Genomic DNA, 16,228 nt, shown 5'->3' on the forward strand with positions numbered 1-16,228 from the left:
GTCAGGTCGCTTCGTCGTCGTAGGGCGCCTTCCCTGGTTCCGCGGAGGCCCCGGCCGGTGCGGGCGGCGTTCCGTCACGGTCCGCCACCCGTGTCCCGGCCGACCCCGGGTAGGCGGCGGACGGGCTGTCGTCCAGGAGGGCGTCCCGGACGATCTTGCGCGGGTCGTACTGGCGCGGGTCGAGCTTGGACCAGTCCACGTCGTTGAACTCGGGCCCGAGCTCGTCGTCGACGCGCGCCTTCGCGTTCTGGAGCAGGTCGCGACCCCGCCGCACGAGAGAGCCGAGCTGCTCCGCGTAGACCGGTAGTCGTTCCGGGCCGATCACGAGCATCGCGACCACCAGAATGATCACGAGCTCCCAGCCATTGATGCCGAACACGCTCAGAGCCTACTCGTGTCGTGGGACCGGCCGGAGAACGCCGCGTGAACCCGGCTCACCGGCCGCTCGACCGCTCTTCGAGAACCACGCGGACCTCGCGCTCGTCGCCACCGGAACGGATCTCGAGCGTCACCGGGTCACCGGGCGCCTTGGCCCGGATGGCGACGATCAGCTCGTCCGCGACCGAGACGGGGCGCCCGTCGATCGACAGGATCACGTCGCCCGGCTCGACGCCCGCCTGGTCGGCAGGGCCGCCCGGCGTGACGGCCGGCGTGCCCTGCTGCGCGTCCTGGGACACCTGGACGCCCTCGCCCTGGTAGCTGGGGTCGAGCAGCACCCCGATGATCGGGAACGTCGCGGTGCCCGTCTCGATGAGCTGCTCGGCGGTGTGCCGTGCCTGGTTGGACGGGATGGCGAACCCGAGCCCGATGTTGCCCGTGGCCGCGGCGGTGCCCGGCCCCTGTGCGATGGCCGAGTTGATACCGATCACCTCGCCGGCGGAGTTCACGAGCGGGCCGCCCGAGTTGCCGGGGTTGATGGCGGCGTCCGTCTGGATGGCGTCGATGAAGGCGGCCTCGGCTGCCTCGCCGGCCTTCACGGGGCGGTGCAGCGCGCTGACGATCCCGGTGGTGACGGTCGCCTCCAGGCCGAGCGGCGAGCCGACGGCCAGCACCGAGTCGCCGACGACGACGTCGTCGGAGTCGCCCAGGACGAGCGGCTCGAGGCCGTCCTCCTTGACCCGGATCACCGCGAGGTCGTAGTCGGGGGTCGCGCCCACGAGCTCGGCGGGCTGCTCGTGGCCGTCCGAGAACGTCACCGTGACGTCCGCCCCCGACGCCGCCTCTGCCACCACGTGATTGTTCGTCAGGATGTAGCCGTCGGCCTTGAGGATCATGCCAGAGCCCGTCGCCACACCCTGCTGGGCCCGCACCTCGATCGAGACCACGCTCGGCAGCGCCGCGGCCGCGATGGCCGCCACCGATCCCTCCGGACGCTGTACCTGGTTCGCGCTCCCGCCGGGCTCCGGCAGGGCCGCGTCCGCCGGGCGCATCGACGACGACTGTCCGTCCAGCATGGCGAACGCGGCCACGCCTCCGCCCGCGCCCGCGAGCAGCCCCAGCAGCACGACGGCGGACACCGCGCGCGCACCGAGCCCGCGCCGGGGCCGGGTGGCCGGGTGCGCGCCGTGCACGTCGGACGAGTGCGCACCGGAGTGCGGGCCGGCCTGCGGCGTGCGGGCCTCCGACGCTCCCGCCTCCGGGGACGGTGCCGGCACGGTGGTGAGGTATGCCGACGCAGGGAACTGCGCGGTGGTCTGCTCGGCCGGCGGTCCCGGGACCTGCTCGGCGGGCGTCCCGGCCGACGATCCGACGGGTGGCCCGGGAGGCGGCGCGGCTCCGGGCTCGGGTCGAGGATCCGCGGCCGGGGTCCTCGGCTCGTTCGCGGACGGCACTGCGGCACGCGGCGTGGGCGGCGCGAACGGGTTCTCGTCGGTCATGGGCTTTCGATGGCTCCTGTCACGGTGTGCCACCCGCGGGCGATGCGGGGCAGGACCCCGGCATCGTAGCCATGCTCACCGAACGACGCCACGAGCTCGGTCAGAACCTCCTCCGGCGCGTCCGCCACGACGTCCACCACCATGTCGTCCGACTGCCACGCCACATGGGCGGGTTCGGCGGCGAGCACCTGGACCCCACCGACCGGGCCGGAGCCCTGGTGCGCCAGCTGTCCCGGACGTTCCCGGACCACCGCGTGGCCCGACGGGCCCACGAGGTCGATCTCGAGCGTCTGCCCTTCGTCGCCCACCAGGCGCATGGCCGAGACCGTGTACCCGTCGGGCAGGTCGGAGGGCGCCGCCCAGCCGTTGTCCGCCGCCCAGTCGAGCGCCGCGGGCGTGACCTGGTCGGGAGCCACGTCGAGCGTGGCGAGCACGTCCTGGCCGGCCGCCGTCGTGTCGGGGCCCGTGCGGCCCAGCATCGTCATGCTGGTCTGCGCCGAGAGCTGCGGGGACACCACGGGAACGTCACCGAGCGTGAAGAGGGCCAGCCCCAGCACGCCCGCGCCACCGACCCCGAGCGCGGCGATCCGCGCGGCCCGCCGGCGGCGCGCGGGCCGGTCCAGCCGGCCGTCGAACCCGTCCCCGCCGTCGAACGCCGCGGTCTGCCACACCGGCACGGACAGCGGGTCGGGGCCGAGGAACGGCCGGCGCAACGGATCGTCGTCCGTGGGCGGGATGCTCGCCTGCAGCGCCATCAGGCGGGCGGTGAGGGCCGGGTCCGGCACCACGTCGGCCGCGGACGAGAGGGCACGCCGGGCCGCGCGGGCGCAGTCCAGCTCGCGGGCGCACAGGCGGCACATCGTCACGTGGGAGAGCGCTCGCTCCGTCTCCGCGGGCGAGAGCTGGCCGTCGGCCAGCGCGCTGACCAGGTCCCCGAGGTGGCTCATCGCACGCCCCCGCGCGTGGGCGCCAGGTGCTCCAATGCGTCGCGGAGCTGGGCGCGCGCCCGGTGGATGCGCGAGCGCACGGTGCCGAGCTTGACGCCAAGGGTCACGGCGATCTCCTCGTAGCTCAGACCCTCGATGTCGCACAGCACGACGGCGGCACGGTACTCGGGCCGCAGGGCGTCGAGCGCCCGCTGCACGTCCTGGTCCAGGTTGGCGTGCTCGTAGCCGCGTTCCGGCCGGCCGAACTCCCGGGTGTCGGCGACGTGACCGTCGTCGTCGCCCATCGCCTCCATGCGGATGCGCTTCTTGCGGCGCGCGCCGTCCAGGAACAGGTTGGTCGTGATCCGGTGGAGCCAGCCCTCGAAGGTGCCCGGCGTGTAGCTGGACAGCGAGCGGAACACCCGGATGAAGGTCTCCTGCGTGAGGTCCTCGGCGTCCTGCTTGTTGCCGGTCAGCCGGTAGGCAAGCCGATAGACGCGCGCGGAGTGTTCGCGCACGATCTCTTCCCAGGTCGGCGGCTGCCACGGCAGGTCGGCCGCGCCGGGACCGGTAGGTACCGACGCGCTTGCGTCTGCTGCTGCACGAGTGCTCACAGAAGTCATCGTCCTCTCAACGTACGTGCAAGCCCAGTCGTTCCCACGGGCTGTACCCTGACGCCGCACGTGATGTACACATCTGCCCAGTTCCTTCCGGAGGAAGCCATCAGCACAGCGGAGCCGTCCGGCCACGGCAAGGTCGCGGCCTGGGTCTACAGCGAAGCCTTCGTCCCTGAGGACGAGGTGCTGCTGCGCGCCCGCGAACGTGCCTCGGAGCTGGGCTGCCCCGCCGTCCTGCCCGGCGTCGGAGCGGTGCTGCGGGTGCTGGCCGCCGCCACGAACGCGCACGCCGTGGTGGAGGTCGGCACGGGGGCCGGGGTAGCGGCCCTCTGGCTGCTGCGCGGTATGCCGCTCGACGGCCAGCTCACGACCATCGACCGGGAGGTCGAGCACCAGCGGGCCGCGCGGACGGCGTTCGCCGAGGACCGCGTGGCCCCCCAGCGCACCCGGATCATTCCCGGGCGGCCGGGCGACGTGCTCCCACGCCTGGCGGACGGCGCCTACGACCTGGTGCTGGTGGCGAGCGACCCGCTCGGCTACCCCGAGTACGTCAACGAGGCCCTGCGGCTGCTACGACCGGGTGGCGTGCTCGCCGTCGACGGCGCCCTGCTGCGGGACCGGGTGGCAGACCCCGCCCGTCGCGACGAGCTCACCACCGTCGTGCGTGAGGTGGGCCGGACGCTGCGGAACGACGAGCGGGTGCTGCCGGCCATGCTGCCGAGCGGCGACGGGTTGCTGCTGGCCGTCCGCCGCTGACCCGCCGGACGGCCGGTACCGCAGCGGACGGCCGGGAGGGGCTCAGCCTCTATGGGTATCGGCTGAGCCTGCGGTGACCCTGGGGTGCCTGCACCGTTCCCGGCCGCACCCTGCGCGGTATCTTCGGCTCAGCCGACGACGGTCTGGAGAGCGTCGCCGAGCTCGCTTGCCTCGGTCGCGTTGAGCTCGACGACGAGCCGACCGCCGCCCTCGAGCGGCACACGCATGACGATGCCGCGCCCCTCCTTGGTGACCTCGAGCGGTCCGTCACCCGTTCGCGGCTTCATCGCAGCCATGTGTGGCTCTCCCATTCCGTTGTCCGGTGTGTAGCAGCATTCATGTTCCCGGCGAACGCCGAGGGCACAGACACATTCTAGTTCAATTGGCGCCCCTTACTTTCCACGCGCCAATTCGTCGCCCTTGGTCGGATCAGGCAAGACCGCGCAGTGCGACGGCGGGTGGCGACTCGTCACGAACCGCCGCCACGAGGTCGAGAACGCGGCGCGTGGCGACCACGTCGTGGGTACGGAAGACACGTGCGCCGAGCCATGCGGCCACGGCCGTCGCGCCCAGCGTCCCCTCCAGGCGTTCCTCGGGCGGGAGGTCGAGCGTCTCCCCCACGAAATCCTTGCGAGAAAGGGCCATGAGCAGGGGAAACCCGAGTCCCGCCAGCGTGCCGGTGCTGCGCACCAGGTGCAGTGAGTGCCAGGTGTTCTTGCCGAAGTCGTGGGTGGGGTCCACGAGCACGGACTCGCGCGGCACGCCGCACTCCACGGCTCGCTCCGCGGCGGCCCGCAGGGTCGCCACGACGTCGGCCAGGAGACCGTCGCGCCCGTCCCCCGCCCCGCCCCCCGTGTCAGATGCAGAGGCCACCCCGGTGACCCGTGGGTCTGACAGGTCGGGGTACTCGACGCGGTAGGGGTCCGTGCGCGGTATCGCTCCGCCCGTATGGGAGCAGACGACGCCGACGCCGGCCGCGCCCGCCACCTCCACCAGGCCGGGGTCATGGCCGGCCCACGTGTCGTTGATCAGGTCGGCGCCGGCGTCGATCGCCGCGCGGGCCACCCCCGCGCGCCAGGTGTCGACGGAGACCAGCAGGTCCGGAACCGCGCGCCGGACGGCCGCCACGAACGGGACGACCCGGCGGATCTCCTCGGCCTCGTCCACCGGTGAGCCGTTGCCGGCGCGGACGCCACCGACGTCGAGGATCTCGGCGCCCGCCTCGAACGCCCCCTCCGCGGCAGCCAGCGCCGCGGCGTCGTCGGGCACCCGGGCGGGGGCGTAGAACGAGTCGGTGGTGCGGTTGAGCACCGCCATCACGACGGGGCGCACCGCACGCCCGTCGCGCCCCACCTCGCGTCCGCGGAGCACCAGCGGTGCTGAGGCCCGCGGAACTACCGGGTCATGGACGTCGGAACCGTCCACCTATGCGCCGTCCAGGGTGCTCGGCAGCCCGGGCCCCTCGACCGCGGCCTCCTCGGTGGCCCGCTCCGCCGCGACCGCGGCCTGCAGGGCGGCCTGCTCCGCCGCGATCTGGTGGGCCCGCTCGACGACGTGGCGCACCGCCTCGGCGGGGTCGTCGGTGAGGTACATGATGTCGAGGTCGGCATCGCTGATGGTGCCGTGCACCAGCGCCGTGGACCGGATCCACTCCAGCAGGCCGCCCCAGTACTCCTTGCCCACGAGGACGAGGGGGAACTGGGTCACCTTGTGTGTCTGCACGAGGGTGACTGCCTCGAAGAGCTCGTCGAAGGTACCGAATCCCCCGGGCATCACGATGAATCCCTGTGCGTACTTCAGGAACATCGTCTTTCGCGCGAAGAAGTAGCGGAAGTTGATACCCAGATTCACGAACTCGTTGACGCCCTGTTCGAAGGGCAGCTCGATACCGAGACCCACCGAGGTACCGCCCGCCTCGGCGGCACCCTTGTTCGCCGCTTCCATGACTCCCGGCCCGCCGCCGGTGATGACCGAGTAGCCGGCCTCCACCAGCAGGCGCCCCACGGTCTCGCCCGCCCGATAGTCCTCGTGGTCCGGCTTGGTCCGCGCCGAGCCGAACACCGACACCGCCGGCCCGAGCTCCGCGAGCGCGCCGAAGCCCTCGACGAACTCGCTCTGGATGCGCATCACGCGCCACGGGTCGCTGTGCAACCAGTCGGATTCCTGGTCGGAGGCCAGGAGTCGCTGGTCCGTGGTGGTCTGCGGGACCTGGTTCCCGCGGAGCAGCACCGGGCCGCGGCGGTAACCGCGGCCGGACTGGGGTATGCCGTCGTCGCTCATGCGACCAAACTATCCGCCGAGCAGCCACGCCCGCAGCGCGTCACGGCACTGCGCGAGCTGCGGCACCGGGAGGTGCTCGTCGTCCTTGTGCGCGAGCAGCGGGTCGCCCGGGCCGAAGTTCACGGCGGGCACCCCCAGCTCGGAGAACCTGGCAACGTCCGTCCACCCGTACTTGGGCGCCGGCGCACCACCCGTGGTGGCGAGCACCGACTGCACGAACTGGGCGGCCAGCGGGTCGTCGAGACCGGGCCGGGCGCCACCCGCGGCGTCGGTCACGACCACGTCGAACCCCTCGAAGACCTCGCGCAGGTGCGCCTCGGCCTCCGCCACCGAACGCGACGGCGCGAACCGGTAGTTCACCTCGATCGTGCACGCGTCCGGGATGACGTTGCCCGCGATCCCGCCCTCGATCCGTACCGCGTTGAGTCCCTCCCGGTAGACCAGCCCGTCGACCTCGACCGCGCGCGGCTCGTACGCGGCGAGCCGGGCCAGAGCCGGGGCGGCCGCGTGGATCGCGTTCTGCCCGGTCCACGCCCGGGCCGAGTGTGCCGCCACGCCGCGGGTGCGGACCTCGACGCGCATCGTGCCGTTGCAACCGCCTTCGATGCCGGCGTTCGAGGGTTCGCCGAGGATCGCGAAGTCGCCCCGCAGCAGGTCCGGGTGGTTGCGCGCGAGCCGGCCCAGCCCGTTCAGGGCGGAGTCGACCTCCTCGTGGTCGTAGAAGATCCACGTGAGGTCGTGGGCAGGCTCGCTCCCCGGTGCACCCAGCTCGACGGCCAGCGCGAGCGCGACGGCCACCCCGCCCAGCATGTCGACGGTGCCCCGGCCCCACAGGACCGCCTCGTCCCCCGCACCGACCAGGTGGGTGGGCAGGTTGTCGGCGATCGGCACGGTGTCGATGTGGCCGGCCACGACCACGCGCCGATCCCGTCCCAGGTTCGTCCGGGCGACCAGCGCATCGCCGTCCCGCATCACCTCGAGGTGCGGGTAGCCACGCAGGAGGGCCTCGATCGCGTCGGCGAGGGCCGTCTCCTCGCCGCTGACCGACGGGATGTCGCAGAGCGCCCGGGTCAGGGCGACGAGGTCGGACCCCGCGGCGGTCGGGTCGGGCAGGGCAGGATCGATCACGGTGTGCACGCGGCAAGCCTATGGTCTCGCCACCGTTAGGCTGGAGGCATGACGACCGCATGGGGTTTCGGCCTTGCCACGATCGCCGACGACGGCACCACCCTCGACACCTGGTACCCGGCGCCCGCCCTCGGCGAGGCTCCGGTCGACGTCGACCCGCCAGAGGCCCTCGCGGCCCTCGCCGGCGCGGACGAGGCCCGGCGTGTCCGGCTCGAGGTCGTGACCACGCAGATCGATCTCGCCGACCCGCCGCAGGACGTCCCCGACGCCTACCTGCGGCTCCACCTGCTCTCGGCCCGCGTCGTGCGGCCGCACGGTCTCAACGTCGAGGGCATCTTCGGCGCGCTGACGAACGTCGTGTGGACCAGCGCCGGCCCGTGCGCCGTCGAGGGCTTCGAGGAGACGCGTCTGCGCCTGCGCGCCCGCGGGCACGTCACGGTGTTCGGCGTCGACAAGTTCCCGCGCATGGTCGACTACCTCGTGCCGCAGGGAGTTCGCGTCGCCGACGCCGACCGGGTCCGCCTCGGCGCGTACCTCGCGCCCGGGACGACCGTGATGCACGAGGGTTTCGTCAACTTCAACGCCGGCACGCTCGGCTCCTCCATGGTCGAGGGCCGCATCTCGGCGGGGGTCACCGTGGGCGACGGGTCCGACGTCGGTGGGGGCGCCTCGATCATGGGCACGCTCTCCGGCGGGGGCAAGCAAGTGGTGTCGCTCGGCGAGCGGTGCCTGCTGGGCGCCAACGCCGGTCTCGGCATCCCCCTCGGTGACGACTGCGTGGTCGAGGCCGGGCTGTACGTCACCGCCGGCACCAAGGTCACCGTGCTCGGCGCCGCCGTGGACCCGACCGGCGACGGCACGGCCACCGTCAAGGCGCGCGACCTCGCGGGGCGCAGCAACCTGCTCTTCCGCCGGAACTCCACCTCGGGCACCGTCGAGGTGCTCGACCGGACGGGTGTCGGGATCGAGCTCAATGAGGCCCTGCACGCCAACTGACCCGGACGAGAGAGAGCAGCACGCATGGCACTCCTCGCCGACCCTCCGGTCCCACCCGTCGACGACTCGTCGCGGGGCCGTCCGGTGAGACGCGCGCTCAAGTACGTGGTGGCCATCGGCTCGGTGTGCGCGGTCGCGACCATCGGTGTCGTCGTGGGGCTGAACCGCGTCACGGGCGGCGGGCCCGTCACGGAGCGGTGCACCGCGGAGCTCGACGGCTCGGACTGGTACCTGTCGCCGGCCCAGGCGGACAACGCGGCGCTCGTGGCCGGCACCTCCGTCGCCCGGGGCCTGCCCGCGCGCGCGGCGACGATCGGGCTGGCCACCGCGCTGCAGGAGTCCAAGCTGATCAACATCGACTACGGCGACCGCGACTCCGTGGGGCTGTTCCAGCAGCGCCCGTCGCAGGGCTGGGGCACCGTGCAGGAGATCCTCGACCCGGTGTACTCGACCAACGCGTTCTACGACGTTCTCGTCGAGGTCGAGGGGTACGAGGACATGGCGGTGACGGACGCCGCGCAGACCGTCCAGCGCTCGGCCTTCCCCGACGCGTACGCACAGCACGAGATGCGGTCGCGCGCCTGGGCCTCTGCCCTCACCGGCAACTCTCCCGGCGCGCTGTCCTGCGAGCTGGCCCCGGTGGCCGACGGCGACCAGACCGCGCCCGCCGCCGCCCGCGACGTGGTGGCGGGCCGCCTCGGACGCGATCTCGGTCTCGCCCCCGCGACCGGTGCGGCGGACCCGAACCGGCAGGACCCGGCGTCGTCCACCGTGACGGTGGACGCGACGCCGCTCACGCCGGACGACCCCGAGCGGGGCGCCTGGGCGACCGGCCAGTGGGCGGTCGCGACGGCCCAGGTCACCCAGGCCGTCGAGGTGCACGTCGCCGACCGGGTGTGGCTCCGCGAGGAGGCTGCCTGGGTCGAGGCCGAGACTCGGCTCGACCCGGGCGAGGTCCGCATCACGGCGGACGCCTCCGAGTGACTGCTTCCACACGTGTCAGACCCTCAGGTCACGCGAGCGACCTGAGGGTCTGACACGTCAAGGGCGTGCTGACCGGTCAGCCGCCGGTGAGGCCGCCCAGGCCCGAGGCGTTGCCGCCCTCGCTCTGCCTCGGCTCCGGCCGCTCGTAGCTCCCGTCGACCCGCAGCTCGGCCACGTCGTCGCCGAGCTGCGCCAGCAGCGCGTGCCGGGCCTCGCGCCGGCGCCGCTGCTCCAGCGGCTCGGGCACCGGTGCCGCCGCGAGCAGGCGCTGCGTGTACTCCTCACGGGGGTGGTGCAGCACCTCCTCCCGCGCGCCCTGCTCCACGATCCTGCCGTTCTGCAGCACCACCACCCGGTGGGCGAGCAGGTCGATCACCGCCAGGTCGTGGCTCACGAAGAGGCAGGCGAACTTGTAGCGGTCCTGCAGCGCCGTGAACATCTTCAGCACGCTGGCCTGCACCGAGACGTCCAGCGCGGACGTCGGCTCGTCGGCGACCAGCAGCTCGGGGTCGAGCGTGAGGGCGCGCGCGATACTGACGCGCTGGCGCTGACCACCGGAGAGCTCGTGCGGGTAGCGGTTGTAGACGGTGCGGGGCAGCTCGACGGCGTCGAGGAGCTCCAGCACCCGGTTCCGCCGGGACTTCTCGTCGCCCTCCCGGTGGACCACCAGCGGCTCCGCGATCACGTCACCGATGGGGAGGCGCGGGTTGAGGGACGACGCCGGGTCCTGGAACACGACGCCGATCCGCCGGCGCAGAGCCTTGAGCTCCTTGCCGCGGAGCTGCTTGAAGTCCTTGCCGAGGATCGACACCCCGCCGGAGGCGGCCGGGATGAGCCCCAGCGCACACTTGGCGATCGTGGACTTGCCGGAGCCCGACTCCCCCACGAGGCCCACGATCTCGCCCTTGGCCACGGACACCGACACGTCGTCGACGGCCCGGAACGTCGGCTTGCCGATCCGGTGGTACTCGATGACGAGGTTGCTCAGCTCGAGCGCCGGCAGCTCGCCGGCCGTGGTGTCGACCGGGGCGACGTCGCCGAACTGGCCGGGCCCCGCGCCCAGGTGGGGCACGGCGGCCAGCAGGCGCTTCGTGTAGTCGTGCCGCGGGTGGTTCAGCACCTGGTCGGCGGTTCCGGTCTCCACCAGGTCGCCCTTGAGCATGACGGCGACGCGGTCGGCCATATCGGCCACGACGCCCATGTTGTGGGTGATCAGAAGGATGCCGGTGTCCAGCTTGTCCTTGAGCGAGCGCAGCAGGTCGAGGATGTCGGCCTGCACGGTCACGTCGAGGGCGGTCGTCGGCTCGTCGGCGATGATCACCTTGGGGTCGCAGGCGATGGCCATGGCGATGACCACGCGCTGGCGCTGACCACCGGACAGCTCGTGGGGGTACTGCTTGAGGCGGCGTTCCGGTTCGGGGATGCCGACCATGGCCAGCAGCTCGGTGGCCCGCTCCGTGGCCTTCTTGCCGTAGGCGAGGCCGTGCAGCTGCAGGCCCTCCGTGAGCTGGTCGCCGATGGTCAGCACCGGGTTCAGCGCGGTCATGGGCTCCTGGAACACCATGGCCACGTCGTTGCCGCGCATGGTGCGCAGGGCCCTGCCGTCGAGGTCGTTCACCACCTTGTCGCCCACGCGGATGGTGCCGCTGACCCGCGCGTTGCGGGGCAGCAGACCGAGTGCCGTCATGGAGGTGACCGACTTGCCCGAACCGGACTCGCCCACGAGTGCCACGACCTCACCGGGTCGGACCTCCAGGTCGATGCCCTTGACGGCGTGGACCTCGCCGAACTCGGTCTTGAACGTGACGGAGAGCCCCTCGAAGGAGAGGACGGCGTCGCCGGCTGCCTTGGCGGGACCGGGAGCGCTGATGTCGAGAGTAGTCATGCTCAGTCCTTGTTCCGGTTCTGGCGTGGGTCGAACGCGTCGCGCAGGCCGTCGCCGATGAAGTTCACGCACAGCGCGATCGTCAGGATCATCAGGCCCGGCCACCAGAACAGCCACGGCCGCGTCTGGAAGGCGGCCTTGTAGTCGTTGATGAGGGTGCCGAGCGAGGTGTCGGGCGCCTGGACGCCGAACCCGAGGAAGCTGAGCGAGGTCTCCAGCAGGATCGCGGTGGAGATCGACAGCGTGGCGGACACGATGATCACGCCGATCGCGTTGGGCAGCACGTGCCGGGTGATGATGCGCCACGCGCCGGTGCCGACCGACTGGGCGGCGAGCACGAAGTCGCGCTCCCGCAGCGAGAGCACCTCACCCCGCACGAGGCGGGCCAGGCTGGTCCAGGTGACCAGGCCGAGTACGAGGGCCAGGCCCCAGATGCCGGCGCCGCCGGCCATCCGCCCGAGCACCGCGGCGACGGCGAGGAGCGGGATGACGATGAACACGTCGGTCATGCGCATGAGGATCGACTCGATCCAGCCGCGGTAGAACCCGGCCAGGGCGCCGATCACGGTGCCGACGATGGTCGAGATGACGCCGACGGCGAACGCGATGATGATCGAGAACTGGGTACCCCGCATGACCAGGGCGAAGTAGTCCTTGCCGCCCGTGTCCTGACCGAACGGGTACGCCCAGGTGGGAGCGCCGTCGCCGATCTTGTCGTACTGGAGCGTGTAGTCCTTGGACCACCAGCCCGGGATGGGGCCGATGCCGATGGAGGTGAACGCCACGACGATGACGATGCCGAGCACGATCATCGCGGTGAGCGCGCCCTTGTGCCGGAAGAACCGGCGGGCGACGAGCTGACCCTGGCTGTACGACTTGTCCTCGCCGGGCAGCGGAGCGGCCGAACCGCCGGCCGCGAGGCCGACCGCGTCGGTGCTGGTCGCCGACACCTGAGGTTGGTAGTCCTCGCCGTCGGGGTTGCTGTTCCTGATGTCACTCATGTCTGTGTCTCCTGCCTTCGCCCGCGCTCAGCGCCGGATCCGGGGGTCGAGGGCCGCGTACGCGATGTCTGCCAGCAGGTTCATCAGCACGGCAGCGATGCCGGTGACGAGGAAGAACGCCATGACCGGGGCAGGGTCGACGGCTTCCAGGCCGTCCTGGAAGAGCGCGCCCATCCCCTTCCAGCCGAAGACCTCTTCGGTGATGATCGCGCCACCGATGAGTGCGGCGAAGTCGAACGCGACGATCGTCGTGATCGGGATCAGCGCGTTGCGGAACGCGTGCTTGACGATGACCTCACGCTCGGACAGGCCCTTGGACCGGGCGGTCCGGACGTAGTCCTGGTTCAGGGTCTCCAGCATCGACGACCGCGTGTAGCGGGAGTGCGTCGCCACGGACACCAGGGTCAGCAGGATGGTCGGCAGCAGGATCTGGGTGCCCAGGTCGAGCACCTGCTCCCAGAACTCGCCCCTGAAGTTCGGTGTCTGCGAACCGATCGTCGAGATGGGACGCGGCTTCACGCCCAGGAAGCTGCTCCAGTGCGCGATGAGGATGTCGGCCACGACCATGAGGCTGGTGATCACGCCGGTGATGCTGGTGATCAGCATGACCTGCTTGCGGGCGTAGCCGCCCCAGGCGGCCCCGATCACCACCGAGACCACGACGGCGACCACGAAGAGCCCGACGAGCAGCAGCCAGGAGGGCTGGTTGACGAGCAGCGGAGCGGTGAGCAGGTACGCGACCACTCCGACGACGGCGGTGGTGAGCGCCGCGAAGAGCGCCCGCCGGTTGCCCAGGCCGGTCACCAGCGCGACGACGAGCACGCCCGCCGCGGCCGAGACCACGAAGACGCCGCCGACGCCGAACATGGGGCTGCGCCACCAGTCGAGCGCGTTGAACACGAAGAGCACGACGCTGACGAACCCGAACACCGCGGCTGCCGTGCTCAGGCGGCGTCTTTTGGACCCGCCGAGGATCGCCTGGAGCACGAAGCCGGCCAGGGCCGCGACCAGCACTATGGTCCATGGCGCGTACTGCCCCACGGCGATCCAGTTGTTGTACTGGATGGCCGCGAACTCCTTGAGCAGTGTCGCCGCCCAGAACACGGGCAGCGAGAAGAAGAGGAACGCGCTGAACGTCACGACGTAGTCGAACCCGGCGTACTGGCGGATCGCGGTGAGGATTCCGAGCGCTACACCGACGACGATGGCGAGCAGCGTGGAAAGGGTGATGAGGCGCAGGGTCGAGGATGCCGCCTGCTGCGTCAGGCCGAGCACCTCGATCCCGTTGATGGTGACGCCGAGGTCGCAGCTGCCGGCGAAGCAGCCGCCTACGCCGCTGAGCCAGTCCCAGTAGCGCTCCCAGGGCGAGTCGTCGAGTCGCAACCGCTCGATGCGCTCGGCGATGAGCTGTTCGCGGTTCGGGTCGTTCGACTCACGCAGGTCTTTGAGCGGGTCGCCCGAGTTGATGGTCAGGAAGAACATGAGCAATGAGGCGCCGAGCAGTACGAGCGCCGAGGCGCCGATGCGCCGGAGAATGAACTTGAGCACGGATTGGCCCTTCGAGGCGGACGCAGCACGGCGTCTGCTGGGGAAAGCGATAGCGAGTCACTATAGGACACAGGATGAAAATTGCCGCCATTCACCCAGGTCAGGCCCGGAAAATATCCTGAGCGGCGGCAGACAGACCTGCGGGGAAGGGACCAGAGGCTCCCTTCCCCGCAGGTCATGCGTCAGTCAGTCTCGCGTCAGGAGGCGCGCGACCACTGCTCGGCGTTCCACATCACGCCGTCCTGTGCGGCGGTGTTCCGCACGTTCTGCAGACCCGAGCTGCTGGCGATGACGCCCGGGTGGGCGAACAGCGGGATGCCGAAGAGCGTGTCCCACAGCTGCTTCTCGATGATCACCGTCTGCTCCGCGTGCACCGCCTCGTCCGTGGACGAGGACAGCTTCTTCCACGCCTCGTCGACGGTCTCGTCGGAGTACCCGCCGTAGTTCTGCGGGAAGCCCGTGGCGTAGATGTTCTCGCCCGAGGCGATCTGGCCCGAGCCGGCCCACGCGAACATGGCGACCTCGTAGTCACCGTTCGGCAGGGCCTTGTCGAAGAAGTCCGGTGCGGCACTGTCGACGATGTCGAAGCCCACCTGGTCGCACGAGGACTTGATGGCCTCGACCTGGGCGGCACGGCGCGGGTTCGGCGCGGCGTAGCCGATGCGGATCTTCTCGCCCTCCTTGAGGCCGGATGCCTCGAACTTCTCCTTGGCCGCGTCGAGGTCGGCGGTGTCGTACCGACCGTCGTACGACTCGGAGACGACATCCTCGTAGTTGTCCTGGAACGGGAAGACCTCGCGGGCGTTCATGATCGTGGCCTCGGGGGCGATCGGCTTGATCAGGTCGTCCACGATCTTCTGGCGCGGCACGCAGTGCGCGAACGCCTCACGGGCCTCCAGGTTGTCGGAGAACACGCCCGAGTTGAAGTTGAAGTCGAGGTGCTCCCAGGTCAGACCCTGGTCGGTGTCCACGTTGACGGCGTCACCGAGCTGCTCGAGCTGCGTCGTCGTGTCGACGGTCGGACCGTTCGGCTGGATGACGTCGAGGTCGCCGTTGGCGAGCGCCTGGATCTGGGCGTCGGCGGAGACGAAGCGGAACGTGAGCTCCTGCGTGGCGGCGGGCGTGCCCCAGAACTCGGGGTTCGCCTCGAGGGTGATGTACTGGCCGGCCTCCCAGCCGTCGGCCTTGAAGTCGTACGGGCCGTTCACGGGGGAGATGGCCGGGTCCGGGACCTGGCCCGGCTGCGACAGCCAGCCCTCGTTCCAGAACTTGGCGGCCTTCTTCAGGACCGACATGTCGACTTCCTGGATGGCCGTGACGAGCTCCTCGGTGGAGACGCCCGCCTGCTCCGCGACGACGTGCGCCGGGAACACGTGGCTGATCTGGATCTTCCAGTCGGCGTACACACGCTCGTAGTCGTAGACGAACGACTTGGCGTCCGCGGCGTCGGCCGTCGGCAGCTCGGGGACGTAGTCGCCGAGCGTCAGGCCCGAGATGTGGTTGAACAGCGGCTTCTCGGAGCCGTCGTCGGTGACCTTGCCATCAGCGGTGATGGCCTGGGCCGCCCAGTCGAGCGCGTAGTCCGCGAAGGAGACCGGCGTGCCGTCCGACCACACGGCCTCGTCATTGAGGGTGTACTCGACCTGCAGCGGGTCCTCGGAGATGGCCTCGTAGGTGCCGTAGGACTCCTCCGGGCAGATGGCACCGTCGGTGCCGAAGTACCAGAAGTTGCTGAACACGCGGTCGGTGACCGCGTTGTTGTACGTGGAGTAGGTCTCGGGGGTGTACGAGTTGTAGCCGAGGAACTCGTCCTCGACGGACACCTTGATCTCGCCGTCGGCGGTCTCGACCTCACCGAGGTCGGCCTTGCACGGCCCGTCGGCCGCTACCGAGGTCGCGGTGGACTCGCCGTCAGCCGGGTCGTCATTGCCCGCCGGGCTGGTGCACGCCGAGAACAGCAGCGCGCCCGTGGCGGCCACTGCGACGGCGGCGCTCAGTCGCCTGATCTTCAATGTTCCTCCTCAAAGGGATGCCGGCGACGAACCTCGGGCGGCGCGCCGCAGCGCGCGCCGAGTGGGTGAGACGTCCGTCACCGTCATGGTTTCCGCTCACGCTACTCACGCGATGGGCGGGTTTGCCCTAGTTCGCCGTTTGCCGAATCTGATCGTTACCGACCTGATATCGCCTCGTAGCAGCACCGTCGCCGCGCAACAGGGAAGGAAACAGGGAG

At 71.0% G+C, this 16,228-nt stretch carries 15 protein-coding genes; 3 read left to right on the forward strand and 12 right to left on the reverse strand.

Translation table 11 applies throughout. From position 1 onward, the window contains the following. Position 1: 1 nt before the first annotated feature. From ACFSL2_RS11240 to sigE, 4 genes are read right to left on the reverse strand one after another with little or no spacing between them, the layout of a single operon-like run. Positions 2-379 carry a twin-arginine translocase TatA/TatE family subunit gene (locus ACFSL2_RS11240; protein ID WP_377197940.1) on the reverse strand — a complete coding sequence of 126 codons (378 nt, stop codon included), beginning with the start codon at positions 377-379 and terminating at the stop codon, positions 2-4. A 55-nt stretch (positions 380-434) separates the two neighbouring features. Then, positions 435-1,877 carry a S1C family serine protease gene (locus ACFSL2_RS11245; RefSeq protein ID WP_377197941.1) on the reverse strand — a complete coding sequence of 481 codons (1,443 nt, stop codon included), beginning with the start codon at positions 1,875-1,877 and terminating at the stop codon, positions 435-437. After that, the gene (locus ACFSL2_RS11250; RefSeq protein ID WP_377197942.1) at positions 1,874-2,824 is read right to left on the reverse strand and encodes a zf-HC2 domain-containing protein; all 951 of its coding nucleotides are present in this window, start codon (positions 2,822-2,824) and stop codon (positions 1,874-1,876) included. Before ACFSL2_RS11250 ends, ACFSL2_RS11245 begins: the two co-directional genes overlap by 4 nt. Next, positions 2,821-3,426, reverse strand: a complete 606-nt coding sequence (gene sigE / locus ACFSL2_RS11255; RefSeq protein WP_377197943.1) for an RNA polymerase sigma factor SigE — start codon at positions 3,424-3,426, stop codon at positions 2,821-2,823. The genes ACFSL2_RS11250 and sigE overlap by 4 nt, the downstream gene beginning before the upstream one ends. A gap of 63 nt (positions 3,427-3,489) precedes the next feature. Here sigE and ACFSL2_RS11260 point away from each other — a divergent pair, with 63 nt between their 5' ends. Beyond that, complete coding sequence (locus tag ACFSL2_RS11260; RefSeq protein WP_377200809.1) at positions 3,490-4,176, forward strand: O-methyltransferase; 687 nt, start codon at positions 3,490-3,492, stop codon at positions 4,174-4,176. A 128-nt stretch (positions 4,177-4,304) separates the two neighbouring features. On the opposite strand, the gene ACFSL2_RS11265 is transcribed toward ACFSL2_RS11260, so the two are convergent. The 4 genes from ACFSL2_RS11265 to dapE all read right to left on the reverse strand — a co-directional run bounded on the left by ACFSL2_RS11265 (position 4,305) and on the right by dapE (position 7,593). After that, entirely contained in the window at positions 4,305-4,472 is a 168-nt protein-coding gene (locus tag ACFSL2_RS11265; RefSeq protein WP_084467633.1) for a DUF3117 domain-containing protein, read from the reverse strand. 133 nt (positions 4,473-4,605) lie between these two features. Further along, a complete protein-coding gene (locus ACFSL2_RS11270) occupies positions 4,606-5,547 on the reverse strand; it encodes a dihydropteroate synthase (RefSeq protein ID WP_377197944.1) in 942 nt (313 codons plus the stop codon). A 54-nt stretch (positions 5,548-5,601) separates the two neighbouring features. Then, a complete protein-coding gene (locus ACFSL2_RS11275; protein ID WP_377197945.1) occupies positions 5,602-6,456 on the reverse strand; it encodes an LOG family protein in 855 nt (284 codons plus the stop codon). A 9-nt stretch (positions 6,457-6,465) separates the two neighbouring features. Beyond that, positions 6,466-7,593: a succinyl-diaminopimelate desuccinylase gene (gene dapE, locus ACFSL2_RS11280; RefSeq protein ID WP_377197946.1), complete on the reverse strand. Its 1,128-nt coding sequence runs from the start codon at positions 7,591-7,593 to the stop codon at positions 6,466-6,468. 39 nt (positions 7,594-7,632) lie between these two features. Between dapE and dapD the strand changes: the two genes are divergently transcribed. Together dapD and ACFSL2_RS11290 are read left to right on the forward strand one after the other, a co-directional pair. Next, entirely contained in the window at positions 7,633-8,580 is a 948-nt protein-coding gene (dapD, locus tag ACFSL2_RS11285) for a 2,3,4,5-tetrahydropyridine-2,6-dicarboxylate N-succinyltransferase (protein ID WP_377197947.1), read from the forward strand. Positions 8,581-8,604: 24 nt separating this feature from the next. Further along, positions 8,605-9,564: a hypothetical protein gene (locus ACFSL2_RS11290; protein ID WP_377197948.1), complete on the forward strand. Its 960-nt coding sequence runs from the start codon at positions 8,605-8,607 to the stop codon at positions 9,562-9,564. A 76-nt stretch (positions 9,565-9,640) separates the two neighbouring features. Here ACFSL2_RS11290 and ACFSL2_RS11295 read toward each other — a convergent pair whose 3' ends face one another. The 4 genes from ACFSL2_RS11295 to ACFSL2_RS11310 all read right to left on the reverse strand — a co-directional run bounded on the left by ACFSL2_RS11295 (position 9,641) and on the right by ACFSL2_RS11310 (position 16,010). Continuing rightward, positions 9,641-11,449, reverse strand: a complete 1,809-nt coding sequence (locus ACFSL2_RS11295) for an ABC transporter ATP-binding protein (RefSeq protein WP_377197949.1) — start codon at positions 11,447-11,449, stop codon at positions 9,641-9,643. Between the two features lie 2 nt (positions 11,450-11,451). Then, positions 11,452-12,450, reverse strand: a complete 999-nt coding sequence (locus ACFSL2_RS11300; RefSeq protein WP_377197950.1) for an ABC transporter permease — start codon at positions 12,448-12,450, stop codon at positions 11,452-11,454. A 27-nt stretch (positions 12,451-12,477) separates the two neighbouring features. After that, positions 12,478-13,998 carry an ABC transporter permease gene (locus ACFSL2_RS11305; protein WP_377197951.1) on the reverse strand — a complete coding sequence of 507 codons (1,521 nt, stop codon included), beginning with the start codon at positions 13,996-13,998 and terminating at the stop codon, positions 12,478-12,480. Positions 13,999-14,195: 197 nt separating this feature from the next. After that, positions 14,196-16,010, reverse strand: coding sequence for an ABC transporter substrate-binding protein (locus ACFSL2_RS11310; protein ID WP_377197952.1), 1,815 nt, complete (start codon positions 16,008-16,010; stop codon positions 14,196-14,198). Positions 16,011-16,228 lie beyond the last annotated feature (218 nt).

The sequence above is a fragment of the Promicromonospora aerolata genome (genome assembly GCF_042682255.1).
Lineage (GTDB): Bacteria > Actinomycetota > Actinomycetes > Actinomycetales > Cellulomonadaceae > Promicromonospora > Promicromonospora aerolata.